This is a genomic window from Brevundimonas sp. TWP1-3 (assembly GCF_049896085.1).
Classification (GTDB): Bacteria; Pseudomonadota; Alphaproteobacteria; order Caulobacterales; family Caulobacteraceae; genus Brevundimonas.
This window is the reverse complement of record NZ_JAFCTP010000001.1, coordinates 560,552-575,381: the sequence shown is the minus strand read 5'-3', so window position 1 is coordinate 575,381 and position 14,830 is coordinate 560,552. Positions and strand designations below refer to the sequence as shown.

Below are 14,830 nucleotides of genomic sequence, written 5' to 3'. Positions count from 1 at the left end.
AAAGGATCTCACCATGTCAAGGTCTCCCGAAACACCCCCTCCAGGTCTCGGGTCCGGACGGGGCCAAAATAGCGACTGTCGAAACTTCCCGGCGTGTCGCCGAGCAAGAAGAGCTCGTCCGGCGCGAGCCGACGGCAGCCGGTCCAGCCGGGCAGAGCCGCGCCGCGCCGATCACGATCTAGAACGTGAGCCACGCGGCCAGGCATTCGAACCGCAGTTCCCTGCCGGCAGACGGGATCGCCACCGACGGCCGCGACCCGTTTGATCAGAAGCACTTCCGCCGGCATCCCGAGTGCGCCCAGATAACGCCGGGCGATGGGGGGTTGGGGCAGAGCAACCATCGCCCCCCTCTCCGCCGCGCCGCCAGGCTGTCGCAGATAGAGGCCACGCGGGACGCTGGGGCTCTCGTTGACGAGGGCCAGGGCCGGCGTCTGATCGACGATCAGGGCGCCCACGGCCAGGAAGAAGGTGGTGACGCCGAGCACGGCCCAGCGATTTCCAGTATCGAGAGGTGTCCAGGTCATGGGCGGTACGGCTCCAGGATCAGGTCGCGGGTGATCATCACGCGAACCGGCGCGCCGGCGCGTAGACGGATCGACGGCCGGACCTCCAGCTCCCGGTCCACCAACCGGCCCCCGACCTGGGAGCCCTCGATCGCGGCGGCGTCGCCAGCGTCGCCGAGCAGGCCGCCCGATCCCTCGCCTTCGCCGTCACGGGCGACCTGGCCCAGGGTTGTGATGGCCCCGGCGAACAGGGTGCCAACCAGGAGCGGGAACAGCCGTCGATCGACCTGGCCTCGCACGCCGACCGCGCCCTGCGCGTCCACACCGGGCTCGCCGGTGAGGACGAGACTTTTGCCGTTGGGCAGGATCAGCCGGTCCCAGGTCAGGAAGGCGCGTCGGTCGCCATAGGCGCTCTCGCCCTCATGGCGGCCGATAAGCCGGGTCCCCTGGGGCAGGACGAGATGGCGGCCGCTGACGGTGTCATAGACATTCTGCGAGACCGTCGCGACGACCGGCCCGGCGCGCGCGGTGTCCACCCCGGTCAACAGGACCGCAGGAATTATCGCGCCAGCCTTCAGCTCATAGGGTGACAGCGGTGCCGTGAGTGTATGGCCATTATAGGTGGCGCCGATGTCCGCAGCGTCCGCACGAGCGCCGGCCGTCGCTGGACCCGCCCTGGCATGCGCGGCAGGACCAGCCCCGGTTGACGACCCCTCGAAGAACAAGCCCGATCGCGCCGCCTGTGCGCCCGGACTGGGCCCGGTCGCCCGGGTCGTCCGCGATGGCGCATAACCGGCGCTATACCGGGCCGGCGCGGGCGGTGGCGGCGGGACACCCGGCTCAGCCGTCTCGGGCTCGGCCCCATGGCGCGGCTCGGGCAGCCGGTCATAGGTCGCCGGCTGGTCGGTGACCGCTTCGGAGGGCCGAACGGAGCCCCGGGCCTGGTCCTCCCGGCCTTCGACGGCGCGGAGCCGGGCGCTGTCGCGCAATTCCGGCTGGACGACGAAGGCCCAGGCCAGGGAGCCGGAGACGAGTATCACGCCGCCGATCACAATCGTCTGGACGACAGACTTGCGCAGCCGGGTGACCGGCGGACGCCGCGCCCGCATTGACAGGCCAGGCGGCGGCGCCTTGGCCTTGCTGGCCAGGTCGGGTCTGACCTCAGGGTCGACGCCGGACCCTGCCGAAGAAGCAACATCGTCGGGATCGTGGGGGGTATCCTGGAAAGCGGTCATCGGGCGGCTCCCTGGAGACGGCGGATACGAACGATCTGGGGGCGTCGATCGCCGAGCCTGAGCTCGGCGCGATCGAAGACGCGATCGACGATGAACAGACCTAACTGCTCTCTCGGGAGATGGGCCATGGCGGTCCGAACATAGGCCAGGAGAGCGGTCCAGGACGCGATGGCCGGCCGACGACCGGCCTCGATCCGGGTCAGCCGGACGGCCAGCTCGCGCAGAATCTTCAGCTCCCCGAAAACGGCGGGCCCGGCATGAACCGTCCGAATTAGTTCCGACAGGTCCGCTGCGAGAACGGCGCCCAGACTGCCGAAGTGGGTGAGCAGGTCACACGCCAGGCGGTCCGGATCGTCGGCTGACCGGCCCAGCATCAGGCTCAGCAGGGCGCGATCGTCCAGGGTCTCACAAGCGAGCATCGGGTTCGGCGGGGTCGGGCGCGCAGCGTCGCAACGGTCGCGAGCCGGGCTGGGATTCAGGGTCATGGCGGTGTCCTTTGCCGCTCCACCACGGAGCGCCCGCCACCGGCCTTCCTTTCCCCTCCGCCGGGGTTGTCGCCGCCGTGGCGAGACGGCATGGCTGGACCGTTGAAATGGCTTATGATCGCCTCAGCCCTGCTGCTGTACCCGGCGCTTGCACACGCCGATCCGTGCTAAGGTCGGCTGCCCGATCGCGCGGGACAGACCTTCTCCGGCGTCGTCCGCTATGTCGGCGACGGCGACAGCCTGTGTGTGGGTCCCGGCACCGATCCGGCGACCTGGATCGAGGTCAGGCTCTCGGACTTCGATGCGCCAGAACTGCACAGTCCGACGGGCCGTGCCGCTCGCGTGCGTCTGTCAAGTCTCGCCCGAGGTCGCGTTCTGAGTTGCGTTGCTGTGCGCGGGAGGAGCGGCCGGGTCATCGTCCATGATCGGGTCATCGGAGCGTTTCACCTGGAAGGTCTTAGCGTTGGCGACCTCCTGCGTATGGCGGGAGGCCGCGAGGGTGGGAACTAGCCGCCTCGTGCCTGACCCTTCGAGAAGGGGCTTTGTTTCGGGGCAACAGGTGCCCGCGGTCGTCCCCGGATGCGTACGATCGCGAGATCGTCGAGATTGTTCATCGTTGATCGTCTCAGTTATGAACCATGATCCGCTGACAAGAGCCTCCGGCCTGGCTGGACGGCAAATCCCGAGCAAGCAACCAGATCAGCGTTTCAGCAATTGCGTTTACGAGCAGCTCATCCTCGTCCGCGGTCAACAGGCGCCCGCCGACTTCGTTGAACAGTGCGGCATCTGCGGCCAGGGCGCGGATCAGTTTCTGTCGAAGACCAGGCTGTTCTCCAGGATCGTGCGAGGCGGCGCTTGAATCGCTTTCGATCAGCCCGGCCTGGGATTTCAACGACGTATTGAGCTCAACGCCCGCCTCCAGGACTTTGATGGCGGCTAGGGCCAAGCCGTGGTCCTGGAGCGATCTCAGGGTGCGCCTGACGTCGGTCGTGAGACGAGCGTACGTCTTGACGCCAGTCCGAACGGCCGACTCGTGTTCCGCGTTCAGGAAAATGTTCGATGGTTGCGCCAACCAATCGTCCTCCAGCTCTAGGTTGCCATCGCCACCCCAGCAGTCAATTCGTCTAACCAATCTATTTTGGAGTCGGCAGCTAAGGTCAAATGATAGGACAAGCAGCTAGAGAGCGATAAGCTTCGAAAGCGCGACCCGCGCAGCGCGAGCTCGATCGGCCCCTGAACTTGGATTCCGAACCTGCCCCCCGCTGACGCAGCGATCTGGTGCAAGGATGGGTGACCGTCGCCCCTCCGGCAGCTCGACCGTTAAGGCTCAGGTGTCGGCGACGCAGAGGGGGACCCCGTCGCTCAAATTCTACGGTCCCTATGTTCGCGGCATGCTGTGCGAGGCGAGCATATCTTGTAGGCGCGGGGAGGGGCCGTTGCGGCGCGTCCCCGGTCACAAACGCCGCCCGCTCGGTTTGATCGTGGAGAGAGACGTCAGCACGACGAACCCCAGCATGGCATCAGGCATTTGCGTCGGATTACTGAGGGTCTATGCGCTCCAGGAATTCAACCACAGCACTGAGAAAGGCGTCGTTGCGATCACCCGCCACCATGTGTGAAGCCCCGGCGACATCGGTGAACTGTGCGTTCGGAAGCTGGTCGACGAAGGATTCCGCCGCTTCTAAGGATACCAGCTCACTGAGGCGACCGCGGATAAGATGGACCGGCAGTTTCAACCCAGGCAGCCGAGCCCGGAATGCCTCCGCGTCATGCAAGGACTTCCCGCTCTGCATACCGGCGACGACGCCGGGATCCCAATGCCAGCGGTATCGGCCGTCGGCGCCCTTCCTGAGGTTCTTGGCCAACCCGGATTGATCTGAAGGTCTCGGGCGGTGGGGCAGATAGGCAGCAATAATGTCGGCCGCTTCGTCAAGGCTTCCGAAACCTTCCGTTACATTGGCGCTCATGAACTCGATCACCCTGGCGGCTCCGTCCAGGTCCATGCCGGGAACGATATCCACCAATGTGATCGAGTTGAAACTTCCAGGCGCGAGTTCCGCCTCCGCGTACAGTCCGGCGAGACCGCCCAGCGACGCCCCGATCAAGGCCGGACGGTCACCCATCGTCTTCGCAACCTCCACAAGGTCGGCCGCGAACCGCTCGATCGCGTAGCTGCCCGTCGTCGACCAAGCACTGTCGCCGTGGCCGCGAAGATCGAGCGCCACCACTTGCCAACCTCGATCCGCAAGCACCGTCGCCGTCTTGGCCCAGGAATGTCGGGTCTGGCCCCCGCCGTGCGCCATCAGGATCGATCCGCGTCCGGGCCGACCATAGCGGTCGGCCGCCAAATCTAGACCGTCGGTGGTCCTGAACGCTGCTCTGGCCGGTTCTTTCATTCGGAAGTCTCAATCTTTGGTTCGGAGTTTCGCTTCGTTTCTGAACCGGCCGCAGGATCAGCCCAGGCGTTGGAAACCGGCGGAACTTTGCACCACCCCCTCGAATCGCCGGTTTCGATCACGCCCCTGGCCCATCCCCTAGGGGGGAAACCTTGGGTTCCAAGGCATTCACCCACTGGTTCAAATAGGCTTCGAACAACGCTTTCGACGCTCCCAAATGAACGTCAGCGTGCATGCCTCGCATCAACCATTGGCTCAACATGAATGTCCGACCGACAGACAACTCACCGGCGGGGCCGCCAAACCCGGCGGAATCAGCGGGATGAAAATCCTGCACCATCCGATAGAAGCCTGTCCAAAGACGGGTGAGGATTTCCGCGAGTTCCGGAGCCCTGCGGCTGGCGTGGCTGAGTTCCGCCAAAACAACGCCTTCGCGCGCGAGGAAGATGTCTTTCCAGAGCGCCAGTGAAAACTGCCTGATCGGATCAGGGTCTCTCTGAACTCGCTTCCAGATCTCAAGCATCTTCTGGGACACGTCAGCGACGAGAGACGCCGTCGCAGCCTCGACCAGGGCGGCTTTCGATGTGAAGTGATGCAAGGGAGCCCCGCGCGAGACCCCTGCCACGGCCACGACCCGGCCGATCGTTAGTTCGCCATAGCCATGCTCGTGAAGCGTCTCGAGCGTCGCCTCGATCAGCCGCCGTTTCATCGCGGCGGATCGCTCGGTCTGGGTTCGGGGGTGAGGTCGACCGTCATGTGCGAGATGTGTCATGGCCTCTCACGTTTCGGCTGGATTGCACAAGGAACCAAAGGTCACGGGCCAGACTAGAGTGCCCGGGAGATCAGCTCTCGCATGATGTCATTGGTGCCCCCGTAGATCTGGTGGGCGCGGTTGTCGACGAACGCCCGCGACACAGGATACTCCCACATGAACCCGTAACCGCCATGCATCTGAACACACTGGTCTATGACGCGGCTACACATCTCTGACACCCACATCTTGGCCGCCGCAGCCGCCATCGGCGTCAGGGTCCCGGCGATCTCCGCCTTAAGACATTCGTCTACGAAGGTGCGGCCGACGCCGAGTTCGGTCTGCATGTCCGCCATTCGGTGGCGCATGGTCTGGAAGGCGGCGACCGGACGCCCAAAGGCGGTACGGGACTTCACATAGTCGCGAGCGATGTCGAAGGCGGCTTCTGCGCTCGCCTGCGCCTGGATTGCGATCATCAGGCGCTCCCAGGCGAGTTGCTGCATCAGCATCAGGAAGCCGGCGCCTTCGCTGCCCAGCAGGTTCTCCTTGGGAACCCGGACATCCTCGAAGAAAAGTTCAGCCGTGTCCTGGGCTCGCATACCCATCTTTTTGAGCGGTTTTCCCTTGGTGAACCCAGGCGTACCCGCTTCCACGAGCATCAAACTGGTGTCCGCGCTCCCCTTGCCGGTTTCTCCGGTCTTGGCGACGACGATCACGAGGTCAGCGAGAAATCCGTTGGTGATGAAGATCTTTGATCCATTGAGGACGTAGTGGTCGCCGGCGTCGCGGGCTCGGGTCCGAATATTTTGGAGGTCCGATCCCGTTCCGGGTTCGGTCATGGCAATCGCGCCGATGAGCTCTCCAGACGCCATTCTGGGCAGATACCTCTCCTTTTGGGCCTGGCTGCCATAGTGCATAAGGTACGGCGCGACGATTTCGGAGTGGAGCGAAAAGCCTGGCCCGCTGGCGCCCACGCGCGCCTGCTCCTCCATAACTATAGTCGCGAAAAGGCGGTCCGCGCCGAGCCCTCCGAAGGCCTCAGGCATCGTCACACACAGCATCCCGGCCGCACCCGCCTTGTTCCATAGGTCTCGGTCGACATGCCCCTGAGCCTCCCAGGCTTCCCAGTGCGGGTAGACCTCAGCCTCGAAAAAGTTTCGCACGCCCCGGCGGTAGTCGTCGTGTTCCGACCCGAAGACGGTGCGATTGAGCAGGGGAGTGGTCTCCGGCGGAGCCATGAAGATCGGCCTAGCGTCCTTGGACATCGTCATCGCTCCGCATACCAAGCGTCACGTGCCTGGGAAAAGTTACATGTTGGACGTACAGTATGTTGTCTGGCATGATCAGCCTGTCAAGGTGAGATGACGGTCTTCGACCGCAGCGGTTTCGATAACGATTTGGAGTCCAGCCCGATGAATCCGGCTTCGACCTATGACAGGCATCGCCCATTGGCAGGATTCAACGTCATCTCCCTGGCGCAGAATCTGCCCGGGCCGGTCGCGTTGTCGATGCTCGTCGCGGACGGCGTGACTGCGACGAAGATAGAACCGCCTTCGGGCGATCTGCTTCACCTTGCATGCCCTCCCTGGTACGAAGACCTGCATAGGGGAGTCGAGGTCTACGCCCTGGATTTGCGTGAACCGTCACAAATGGCCTCGCTCCGCACCATACTGGCGCAGTCAGACCTGCTCATCACCAGCCAGAGACCCTCTGCCCTGTCGCGCCTGGGAATTACAGCGCCGTCGCTGATGGAGATCAACAGCCGGCTTTGCTGGGTCGAGATTGTGGGCGACACCCGGGCGCCGGAAGTGCCGGGTCATGATCTGACCTACCAGATGGACGCAGGCCTGGTCGCTCCCCCGTCGATGCCTCTTACCCTTGTCGCTGATCTCGGGGGGGCAGCGGAAGCGGCGCGCGCTGGGTTGGCGCTGCTGCTCGGTCGGGAACGTGGATCGCAGGGTCGCCATCGCACCGTCGGCCTGAAGCAGGCCGCACTCGCGTTCGCAGCGCCGGTCGGCTATGGCCTGACCCGGAGCGGGGGAGCCTTATCGGGTGCGTTTCCGGGCTACGGAATCCACCCATTGAAAAATGGCTGGGCGGCGGTTGCAGCGATCGAGCCCAAATTCGCCGCTCGCTTGATGGAGATCACCGCGGGGGATCCGGAAGGATTTTTATCAGATCTGTCGGTGTCCGAAGTCGATGAGATAGCCAAGATCAACGACCTGCCGATCAGCACAGTGTTCGGTTCTGAAGAGACTTCCTAGCTCGGGATTGACGGGCATAAGAGTATGAGGCCGGCTCGAAAATGACGGGCGGCCCGCACAAACTCACCACAGAAACGATCGAGCATTACAGCACTGAGGCCCGTTTCGGCAAAGGCGTTCAATAGTCCCCTTGCCGTCACATCGCGCTCTGCGATGTTGGACCACATCGCCTCGCGGCCTCCCGAGGTCCGGCCATCCATCACTCGCCCGTCGACGTCGTGGACACGCCCTGGGTCCAGCAGGCTGGTCGGAATGGAGAGACGCGATGTGTCGCGCGACGACCTCGGCTTGGCCAGCTGTGCGAAAGGATAATGGCTTCAAACGCACGGATACCAAAACCTTCCCACGTCCGCCTTCCGGCGTTGATGAGTTTGTCGACGAGATCCACGCCCGTGGGGACAGTCCTAGGCTCCGGTCCTGTCGCTCGGACCTGCCCTGAAGCAGTCAGCCGCGGGATGGTTCGCTTGGGCGTCGCGCCTGTCTGTGATTGACCCGCTCTCGGTCGCTCTTCCCTAGCTACAGGACCCGCGGCTGCAGACCGGCTTGACGACTATCGCGGCGATCAAATCCCGATTTCGCCTACAGCTCGGTCATCTGAGTGACGATCCGGCGTGAACTCGTGGGGATTTGGAGGCCATCAGGCGCCCAGGCTCGTAATATACGGTCGAAGCCTAGCGAATAATGGAACGCTTTGGTACCAGCGACGTTTTCAGGACGTTCAGAAGTGGACATCCTTCCTTCCAAGCCGGCACGGTCTATGACCGTGCCGGTCCTTCCCGGCGATGACAGACGAGCACAGGGCTCCAGACACTTAAGCCATGTTCGCTGCGGCCGGAATCTTGAAGAAGGCCGTCAGTTGCTCGGCACCACGGTCGTTATTCAATCGATGTGGCCGGTTAGCATCGTCGCTACCAGAACGTCCGACTAGGAAGCCCAGGAAGTTCAGAGCCCGGCGCTGCGACTTGCATTATGAAGTCGCCGGATTGCCCCACGCTTTGGGACAGCACTCTTCGGCCGCTGCCTTGCTGCACGATCATCCGAGGCTTGAGCAGGCTGGGGTTCTTTCCTTTGGGGGCCGAGCCGACCGGGATCGCGCTCTAAGGAAATCGGTACGTCATGACCAGACCTGCGGTATCGATACCCTGGTTGCGCCCGTCGCCCAGGATTTGTCCGTGCGAAAGATGGACCCACTGGAGACCGATCCTCGTGTCTTCCGAGGCCTTCCAATCAAGGCTGAGGGCGGATCGGAAGAGATCCCGTGAGCCCAGCAGAAGCCGTGATTGCGCCTCGACAGGATTGATCGTGTCCACGACCCCGTCATGCAACGCATAACCGAACTGGATCTCGCCGCTGAACCGCTCGGACAGGTCGCGACGCCACGCCAGGCCGACCGCCGCGAAATTCGTGTCGCCGTCGCTGTTCACCGAGCCGCTCACATAGACCCTTGGACGGCCGACAGTCGCCAGGGCCGCGATGGGCCGGCTCAACAGCGCCACTTCGAGGTTGAGGCCGCTTTCGCGATCGCCCGCGCCCAGATGGAGGACGTCGTGCTGCATGACGGCGACGCGGATCTGCCGACCGTCGTCTTGGGCATTGGCGACGCCGGCAAGGGACTGAAAAGACAGGCCGATGGCCGCCGCTGAGATCAGCGGACGGAGATTTTTACTAGAGGGCATCGAATGTCTCGTTGGCGTCAGGGGTTCTGAGGACCGGGTTGCCCGCCGGATCCGCCACCCGGTGGGGAGGGAGGCTCCACCAGGCCGACATTCAATGGCGCCCAGCCATCGCCGGCCGCTGCGCGACGACGGCCCTCCTCGAAGAGCGCCGTCATCGAATCCTGGTCGAAATCGAGCACGGAAGCGTCGACCTCTGGCGGAATCGCCGCCACGTTCACGCGCATTCCGTTGCGGCGAGCGAACGCGCCCTGGGCCGCAAGACTAGTTCGCAGAAGAGACTGGGTCATGCTCTGGTAAGACCGGACGAAGACGGACGGCAGACTGCCCTTGGTCTGACGATAGTCCTGCCCGAGCTTTCCGTTTATGATGACGTAGAGTTCGCTGCCGCTCCAGCCGGGAAGGGCTTCGCCACTCAGGATCATCCCTTCCGGAACGCCGAGAAACGGGGTGTTGACCCCGCCATCGACATGCATCTCCTGCCGAACGGTCCCGGCCTCGGTCACTCCGGCGATCAAGACCGGGGGGAAGACGCCCGGAATACTGGCCGATGCGAGAAGCACCTGACGGAACAACCGCAGGGCGTTTTCATCGCCGCCCTCGGCCAGAAGGCCCATGTCCCAGATAACCGTCTCGCCGGAATCGAGGTTCGTCGTGGCGACAAAGAGCCTCCTCCCCTTTTTGTTTTCCAGGGCGATTTGCGCCAGCAAAGCCGGCGTTACGTGCTCTTCGACAAGCGCTTCAAGCGTTCGCGGACTGAAGAGACCTGGCGACAGAAAAGCAGCGAAGCTGCGCCAGCTTAAGAGACCCTCGGTCTGTCCTTCGGAATAGGCTGCCGCGAGTTCATCGTCCCAGTCAGGACCGAGGAAGGCGTAGGGCGCTGCCAGGGCTCCTGTGCTCACGCCTGTGACGATATCGAAGTCCGGGCGATCGCCGTGCTGAGTCCACCCGGCCACGATGCCGGCCCCATAGGCACCGTTTGCCCCCCCTCCAGACAAGGCGAGAATCGACCGGCGGCGGTCACTGCCGGCGAGCCGATTGCGAAAATCCTCTGCAATCCGCTCCAGCCGGCCTTGATCGCTCGGTGCGATCCTGGGGTCCTGGGTCGCGACGAGGCCCCGCTCCAACTCGTGGAGCGACATCTCGGGCGCGCGATCCACCGTCGCACACGCACTGAAGGCCAGGCCGCAGGCTGCGATCAGCGCGATACGAACTCTTTGCATAAGTACTTTCTAGCGATGAGGGTAATACGCCGTAGCGTTACCCCGCAGGAACTCGCCCGTGCGTGTTGAGTTCCCTACAGTGTGCGAATGACCTCTGATCTCTCACATTTTGACGAGCCGACGGAGCGTGATCCGAAAATTGGTCGTCCGAGCCTTCGAGAAGCCGACATCATCGACGTCGATCTGCTGGCCACCACCTGGCGACTCTTTGTAGATCAAGGTTATTCGAGAACCACAATCGAGGCGGTCGCGCGCCACGCGCGCATGAGCAAGCGCACGATCTATCAAAGATACAGTTCCAAGGATCAGCTCGTGGAAGCGGCGATCCGCGATGCTCTGGAGCGCTGGAGAAGCCACGTCCGGGCATCTCTGACGAATACGACGTCCCGCTCCGAGGACTGGCTGGGAGAGTTCGTTCGCCGCTGCCTTGAGATCCTGGTCTCGCCGGAAGGAAGCGCCCTCATGGGCTTTCTGCTCACGGAAGACGAGACCTTCCGCACCATCAGAGAAACTGTGTCGGCTTCAGTTCGCCAAAGCGTCGATGTTTTCTCGGTGCTTCTGGCGCAGCGGACGCCGGGCCTATCCGAGAAAATGGCCGAGGACCTCTCTCTGGCGGTTCTCGACCTGCTGATCGGTTTCGCGACCCGTCTCAACGCTCTGCAGCCTCATGAAGCCATGGATGAAATTCGCACGCGAGGGTCGCGCTTCACGGCGGTTATTCGCACCCTGGTGGATAGGCAATGCGCACAAACCCCAGCTTAAAGCGACGGTCGACCGACGACGTCGGCATGCCGAGCGTCACGGAGTCTCCGACAGTCCGCGTCCGCAAGACTTGCTCAAGCGCGAACCCGGCTTCGGCTCCACGCCGGCATCACGCGCTTTCGACGGGGTTAAAGCGCCTCGTGGAAAATCAAGATCGGGGCCCGGGCGCCGATAAAGACAATCGCTGTGCCGGAAGACCGTTGCGGTACAGTCGCAGCCCAAGGTTAACCGGCTTTATGGCGACCAAAACACCAATGACAGATGGAGACGTCCGGACCGTGCGTCGGGCCCTTTCCGCCCGATCTTTGAGGTCTTCAGGAGTCCAGGGGCGGCAGCTTGTCACCCCCGAGCCGGCGGACTTCATCCAGATGGTTCTGGGCCGACAGGCTGGCGGCCTGGGCATGAGCCTTTAGGCGTGGATCGTCGGTGTGAAGAGAAAAGGTGGTATGCAGCAGAGAAGAGTCGAGCAGTACGGTGATCTGCTGCGCCAACCACAGGCGATCCCGCTCCTGCGGAGCGGCGGCTTCGAGATCGGCGACATAGGCGGCATGTCTGGCCGAGAGGCGGGTGGGGGCCGCTGTCCCGCCGACATCCGCGAGCAGGTTTGACTGGGTCGCCAGCAGCTGGACATGTTGCGCCTCCAGGCTGTTGGCCAAAGCCTTCATCTCGGGGTCCGCGGATCGGGCCTTGATCGCCCTTGCCGCTGCGACAAGATACAGGTCGTCATAGCAGGCGGCGACAAGGTATCCCTCAGGCGTATTGACGTCGTTGATCTCCGGGGCTCCGCTGGCCGCCATTGGCGTCTCAAGCGCAACAGCGTCGACCGGTTCCGGATCCTCACTTTGTGGTCCGCAGGCCGCGACGGCCAGCATCGCGCAAGCCATCAGGATCGTGATTTTCCACACAGGGAAACTCCCACAAAGCGCCTTCAAGACAAAGGCCAAAATGGAACGACCGGGTACCCTAAAGAGTTTCGTCAATGCCCCCGTTTGGGCGTCCTTCCAATTCGCAGCGCGGTCTTTGGCCGCGCTGCGTCGTTCTTCCGCTCAAGCCGTCTGATTTAGGATCGTCATGCTGCGAAAATACACAGCGCTCCTCCTGCTCGTCGCCCCGCTGGCCGCATGCAATGCAGGCATGTCCATTGACAGGGGGACACAGACGTTCAAGGCGGGGGTCGGCGACGCCGCAGCGACCCCGCTCGAAGATCTGAATGTGCGCCGCGACGCGATTCCCGCCGTTCTGACCGAAGCAGTCGCCCATCCCTATGAGCTTGCAGGCCTCAGCGGGTGCAGACTGATATCGGCCGAGGTCTCACGCCTGGACGAGGCGCTGGGACCCGATCTTGACGATCCTGAACGGGAGAGCGTCGAACGAACGGAAGACATCGCCGCCGGCGCCGCGCTGGACGTCGTTCGAGACACGGTGACGGACTTCATTCCCATGCGCAGCTGGGTCCGCCGTCTGTCCGGCGCGGAACAGCACAGCCGCCGGGTTCAGCAATCAATTCAGGCGGGGTTGGTGCGCCGATCGTTCCTCAAGGGCGTCGGCTTGCAAAGAAGCTGCCGTCCGCCCGCCGCGCCGCTAGGCGTTCGCCCCCTGCGCTAGGTTCGTGTCAACCCGCCAGTCGTTTGGGGGGCCTGGCCGAAGGCGGTGCTGTTTCCTCTGGTCCGCATCCATACAGTTCCAGAAATCGGTCGGCCGCGGTGCGGGCCTCTTTCGACGCGTCGCAAGTCTCGGCGGCGTCGAACAATCCGGCGAGCATTCGCACTTGGGTCCCCGCCACTGTCAGGGCGCGGAACTCGGCGGCGGCCTCGTCCGGATCCGGGCATTTCAGGCGCCCTGCTTTCATCTCGCGCACGAGAAAGTCTCTGAGGCTCGACGAGCACTCTTGCGAGATTTCAGCGCAGATCGCATTCGCCCGAGTGATCTCTTCAGGCAAAACCCGTTCCATGGCTCGAAGCGCACGATGGTACCGAACGGTGCGCATTTGCCTCAAGGCGGATTCTGCATAGGCTGCCAAGGCGGTTCGAGTGTCCGGTTGGCCCGGGACCTGCTCAAACGGTTCCAGAAGCGCCGCCCGGCACGAGTCGAGAACCGCAAGCTTCAGGCCCTGCGCCCCACCGAACTGATTGTACACGGTCTGGCGCGATACGCCGGCCCTGCTGGCGATCGCGGCCAGGGACGGCCTCGCGCTACCCGCAACATCAATCGCCGCCTCAAGAATGGCGTTCTGCTTGTCCCGGTCGATCGCTCCGCGGTGTCGACTCATCTTCCATCCCGTCGATCAGCCGACCTCGCGAGGGCCCAGGCGCTCCAAGAGATCGCGCTCGCATGCCAAGGGCGTGGACACACCCGAGCACCAAGTTGACGCTCCGCGTCCGCCTTCGTCAACTCAAGCTTTTGAATGTCTTGAACGCCAGCGAGCCGCCGAGGGAGGGCCATGTATGCCGGTCAGTCCTCCCGTCCTTCGTCGGAGCGGTGGCAGGCGCGGTCAGCAGTGACGTACTGCTTAGAGGGTTGACCGCGGAACGACAGGTCACCTTCTCCTGCCCTGCCCTGCCCTGCCCTGCCTTGCCTTGCCTTAGCCGCGATCGGCAGCGGCTTTAGTCTTATTGTGCGCTTGACCCAGCTGCTTCTGGCAGCAGCAGGCGTGGTCTGGGCGCTCCACTTTTCGCCTTTCAACGACACGGGGCAGCTGAGATCGCCTCAGTGGGTCGTCGACCGGCCTTGGCCATGCAGATGCCGGCGTTCGGCGGAATGGCCACCGATGCGTGGCCCTGGGTCCTCGTTGCTGAGGCCGAGGGCCTATGGGCCGCGCACTGCGAGGCAGCGGCAGTGCTGCTGATCTGCCCGCTGCGGTGGGCGGCTTACACCGTTGCCCGAAACCAACTCCCTGCACCAAGGCGAAACTGGAAGTTGGGAGCCCCCGGCCACTCGTTCGAGAGCGAGCCGCGCTCCAACTTGGTGGTCGTCACCATCGGAGCCGGATCGTTGGCAGCGTAGCCACATGGTGGAGCCGCTTAAACATCACGCGAATTTCCGTCGGCGACAGCGACCAGCTCCCTGGAACAAATGTCGCGATCGAGGCGGGGCCGACATCGTCGGCGGGATTGGCGAACTTCTCGCCGTGCGAGATCGCAAACCTGTAGATCTGCTTGAGGATGTCGCGGACATGGAGCGCCGCGATCGACGATCTTACGAGAGTAAGCGCGCAGGTCATCCGGCGTGATTTCCGTCAGCAGCCGATTCGTCCAGACTGGCAGACGCTCTCATTCGAAGATCGAACGCCACATAGCGCGGGTGCTGTCCGCCATCGGCGCCTTCACCACCCAGCGCTCACCAAACTCACAGACTCTCTCGGCCTCCTTGATCCGGCAGTTGTCACGTTGGGGCATGAAGCCGATTTTCTCATAGTGACGGATCATGCGTCGGCAGACGCCGCTGGCGTCCGACGTCGCGCCGATATTCATCGCTTCACCGCATTGAGCCGCGGTGTGTCTAGAACGACGGTGAACGACGAGAGCGCCATCGGGCGGCT

General features: G+C 63.5%; 16 protein-coding genes. 3 read left to right on the top strand and 13 right to left on the bottom strand.

Going from position 1 to position 14,830, the window contains the following annotated elements; translation table 11 throughout:
• Nucleotides 1-8 precede the first annotated feature (8 nt).
• From ACP693_RS02830 to ACP693_RS02800, 7 genes are all read right to left on the bottom strand, one after another.
• Entirely contained in the window at nt 9-524 is a 516-nt protein-coding gene (locus ACP693_RS02830; RefSeq protein WP_425986681.1) for a S26 family signal peptidase, read from the bottom strand.
• Nucleotides 521-1,738: a TrbI/VirB10 family protein gene (locus ACP693_RS02825; protein WP_425986683.1), complete on the bottom strand. Its 1,218-nt coding sequence runs from the start codon at nt 1,736-1,738 to the stop codon at nt 521-523. Before ACP693_RS02825 ends, ACP693_RS02830 begins: the two co-directional genes overlap by 4 nt.
• A complete protein-coding gene (locus ACP693_RS02820; RefSeq protein ID WP_425986685.1) occupies nt 1,735-2,223 on the bottom strand; it encodes a hypothetical protein in 489 nt (162 codons plus the stop codon). The genes ACP693_RS02825 and ACP693_RS02820 overlap by 4 nt, the downstream gene beginning before the upstream one ends.
• A 625-nt stretch (nt 2,224-2,848) precedes the next feature.
• Nucleotides 2,849-3,169: a hypothetical protein gene (locus ACP693_RS02815; protein ID WP_425986687.1), complete on the bottom strand. Its 321-nt coding sequence runs from the start codon at nt 3,167-3,169 to the stop codon at nt 2,849-2,851.
• 592 nt (nt 3,170-3,761) lie between these two features.
• On the bottom strand, nt 3,762-4,619 hold the full coding sequence (locus tag ACP693_RS02810) for an alpha/beta fold hydrolase (RefSeq protein ID WP_040349824.1): 858 nt from the start codon (nt 4,617-4,619) through the stop codon (nt 3,762-3,764).
• Between the two features lie 118 nt (nt 4,620-4,737).
• Nucleotides 4,738-5,328, bottom strand: coding sequence for a TetR/AcrR family transcriptional regulator (locus tag ACP693_RS02805; protein ID WP_425986689.1), 591 nt, complete (start codon nt 5,326-5,328; stop codon nt 4,738-4,740).
• Between the two features lie 116 nt (nt 5,329-5,444).
• Nucleotides 5,445-6,635: an acyl-CoA dehydrogenase family protein gene (locus tag ACP693_RS02800; RefSeq protein WP_425986691.1), complete on the bottom strand. Its 1,191-nt coding sequence runs from the start codon at nt 6,633-6,635 to the stop codon at nt 5,445-5,447.
• Nucleotides 6,636-6,731: 96 nt separating this feature from the next.
• Between ACP693_RS02800 and ACP693_RS02795 the strand changes: the two genes are divergently transcribed.
• Entirely contained in the window at nt 6,732-7,634 is a 903-nt protein-coding gene (locus tag ACP693_RS02795; protein WP_425986693.1) for a CoA transferase, read from the top strand.
• A gap of 1,097 nt (nt 7,635-8,731) precedes the next feature.
• On the opposite strand, the gene ACP693_RS02790 is transcribed toward ACP693_RS02795, so the two are convergent.
• Entirely contained in the window at nt 8,732-9,310 is a 579-nt protein-coding gene (locus ACP693_RS02790; protein WP_425986695.1) for a hypothetical protein, read from the bottom strand.
• A 17-nt stretch (nt 9,311-9,327) separates the two neighbouring features.
• Nucleotides 9,328-10,530, bottom strand: a complete 1,203-nt coding sequence (locus tag ACP693_RS02785; RefSeq protein WP_425986698.1) for a patatin-like phospholipase family protein — start codon at nt 10,528-10,530, stop codon at nt 9,328-9,330.
• An 87-nt stretch (nt 10,531-10,617) separates the two neighbouring features.
• Here ACP693_RS02785 and ACP693_RS02780 point away from each other — a divergent pair, with 87 nt between their 5' ends.
• On the top strand, nt 10,618-11,292 hold the full coding sequence (locus ACP693_RS02780) for a TetR/AcrR family transcriptional regulator (protein WP_372691464.1): 675 nt from the start codon (nt 10,618-10,620) through the stop codon (nt 11,290-11,292).
• A 314-nt stretch (nt 11,293-11,606) separates the two neighbouring features.
• Here the strand turns inward: ACP693_RS02780 and ACP693_RS02775 are convergent, their stop codons facing one another.
• Nucleotides 11,607-12,164: a DUF4142 domain-containing protein gene (locus tag ACP693_RS02775; protein ID WP_425986700.1), complete on the bottom strand. Its 558-nt coding sequence runs from the start codon at nt 12,162-12,164 to the stop codon at nt 11,607-11,609.
• Nucleotides 12,165-12,363: 199 nt separating this feature from the next.
• Here ACP693_RS02775 and ACP693_RS02770 point away from each other — a divergent pair, with 199 nt between their 5' ends.
• Nucleotides 12,364-12,897: a hypothetical protein gene (locus tag ACP693_RS02770; protein ID WP_425986702.1), complete on the top strand. Its 534-nt coding sequence runs from the start codon at nt 12,364-12,366 to the stop codon at nt 12,895-12,897.
• Nucleotides 12,898-12,904: 7 nt separating this feature from the next.
• Here the strand turns inward: ACP693_RS02770 and ACP693_RS02765 are convergent, their stop codons facing one another.
• From ACP693_RS02765 to ACP693_RS02755, 3 genes are all read right to left on the bottom strand, one after another.
• Nucleotides 12,905-13,561, bottom strand: coding sequence for a TetR/AcrR family transcriptional regulator (locus ACP693_RS02765; protein ID WP_425986704.1), 657 nt, complete (start codon nt 13,559-13,561; stop codon nt 12,905-12,907).
• Nucleotides 13,562-14,263: 702 nt separating this feature from the next.
• Nucleotides 14,264-14,512 (bottom strand): hypothetical protein, encoded by a 249-nt coding sequence (locus ACP693_RS02760; RefSeq protein ID WP_425986706.1) that lies wholly within the window; start codon nt 14,510-14,512, stop codon nt 14,264-14,266.
• Nucleotides 14,513-14,561: 49 nt separating this feature from the next.
• On the bottom strand, nt 14,562-14,762 hold the full coding sequence (locus ACP693_RS02755) for a hypothetical protein (protein WP_425986708.1): 201 nt from the start codon (nt 14,760-14,762) through the stop codon (nt 14,562-14,564).
• Nucleotides 14,763-14,830 lie beyond the last annotated feature (68 nt).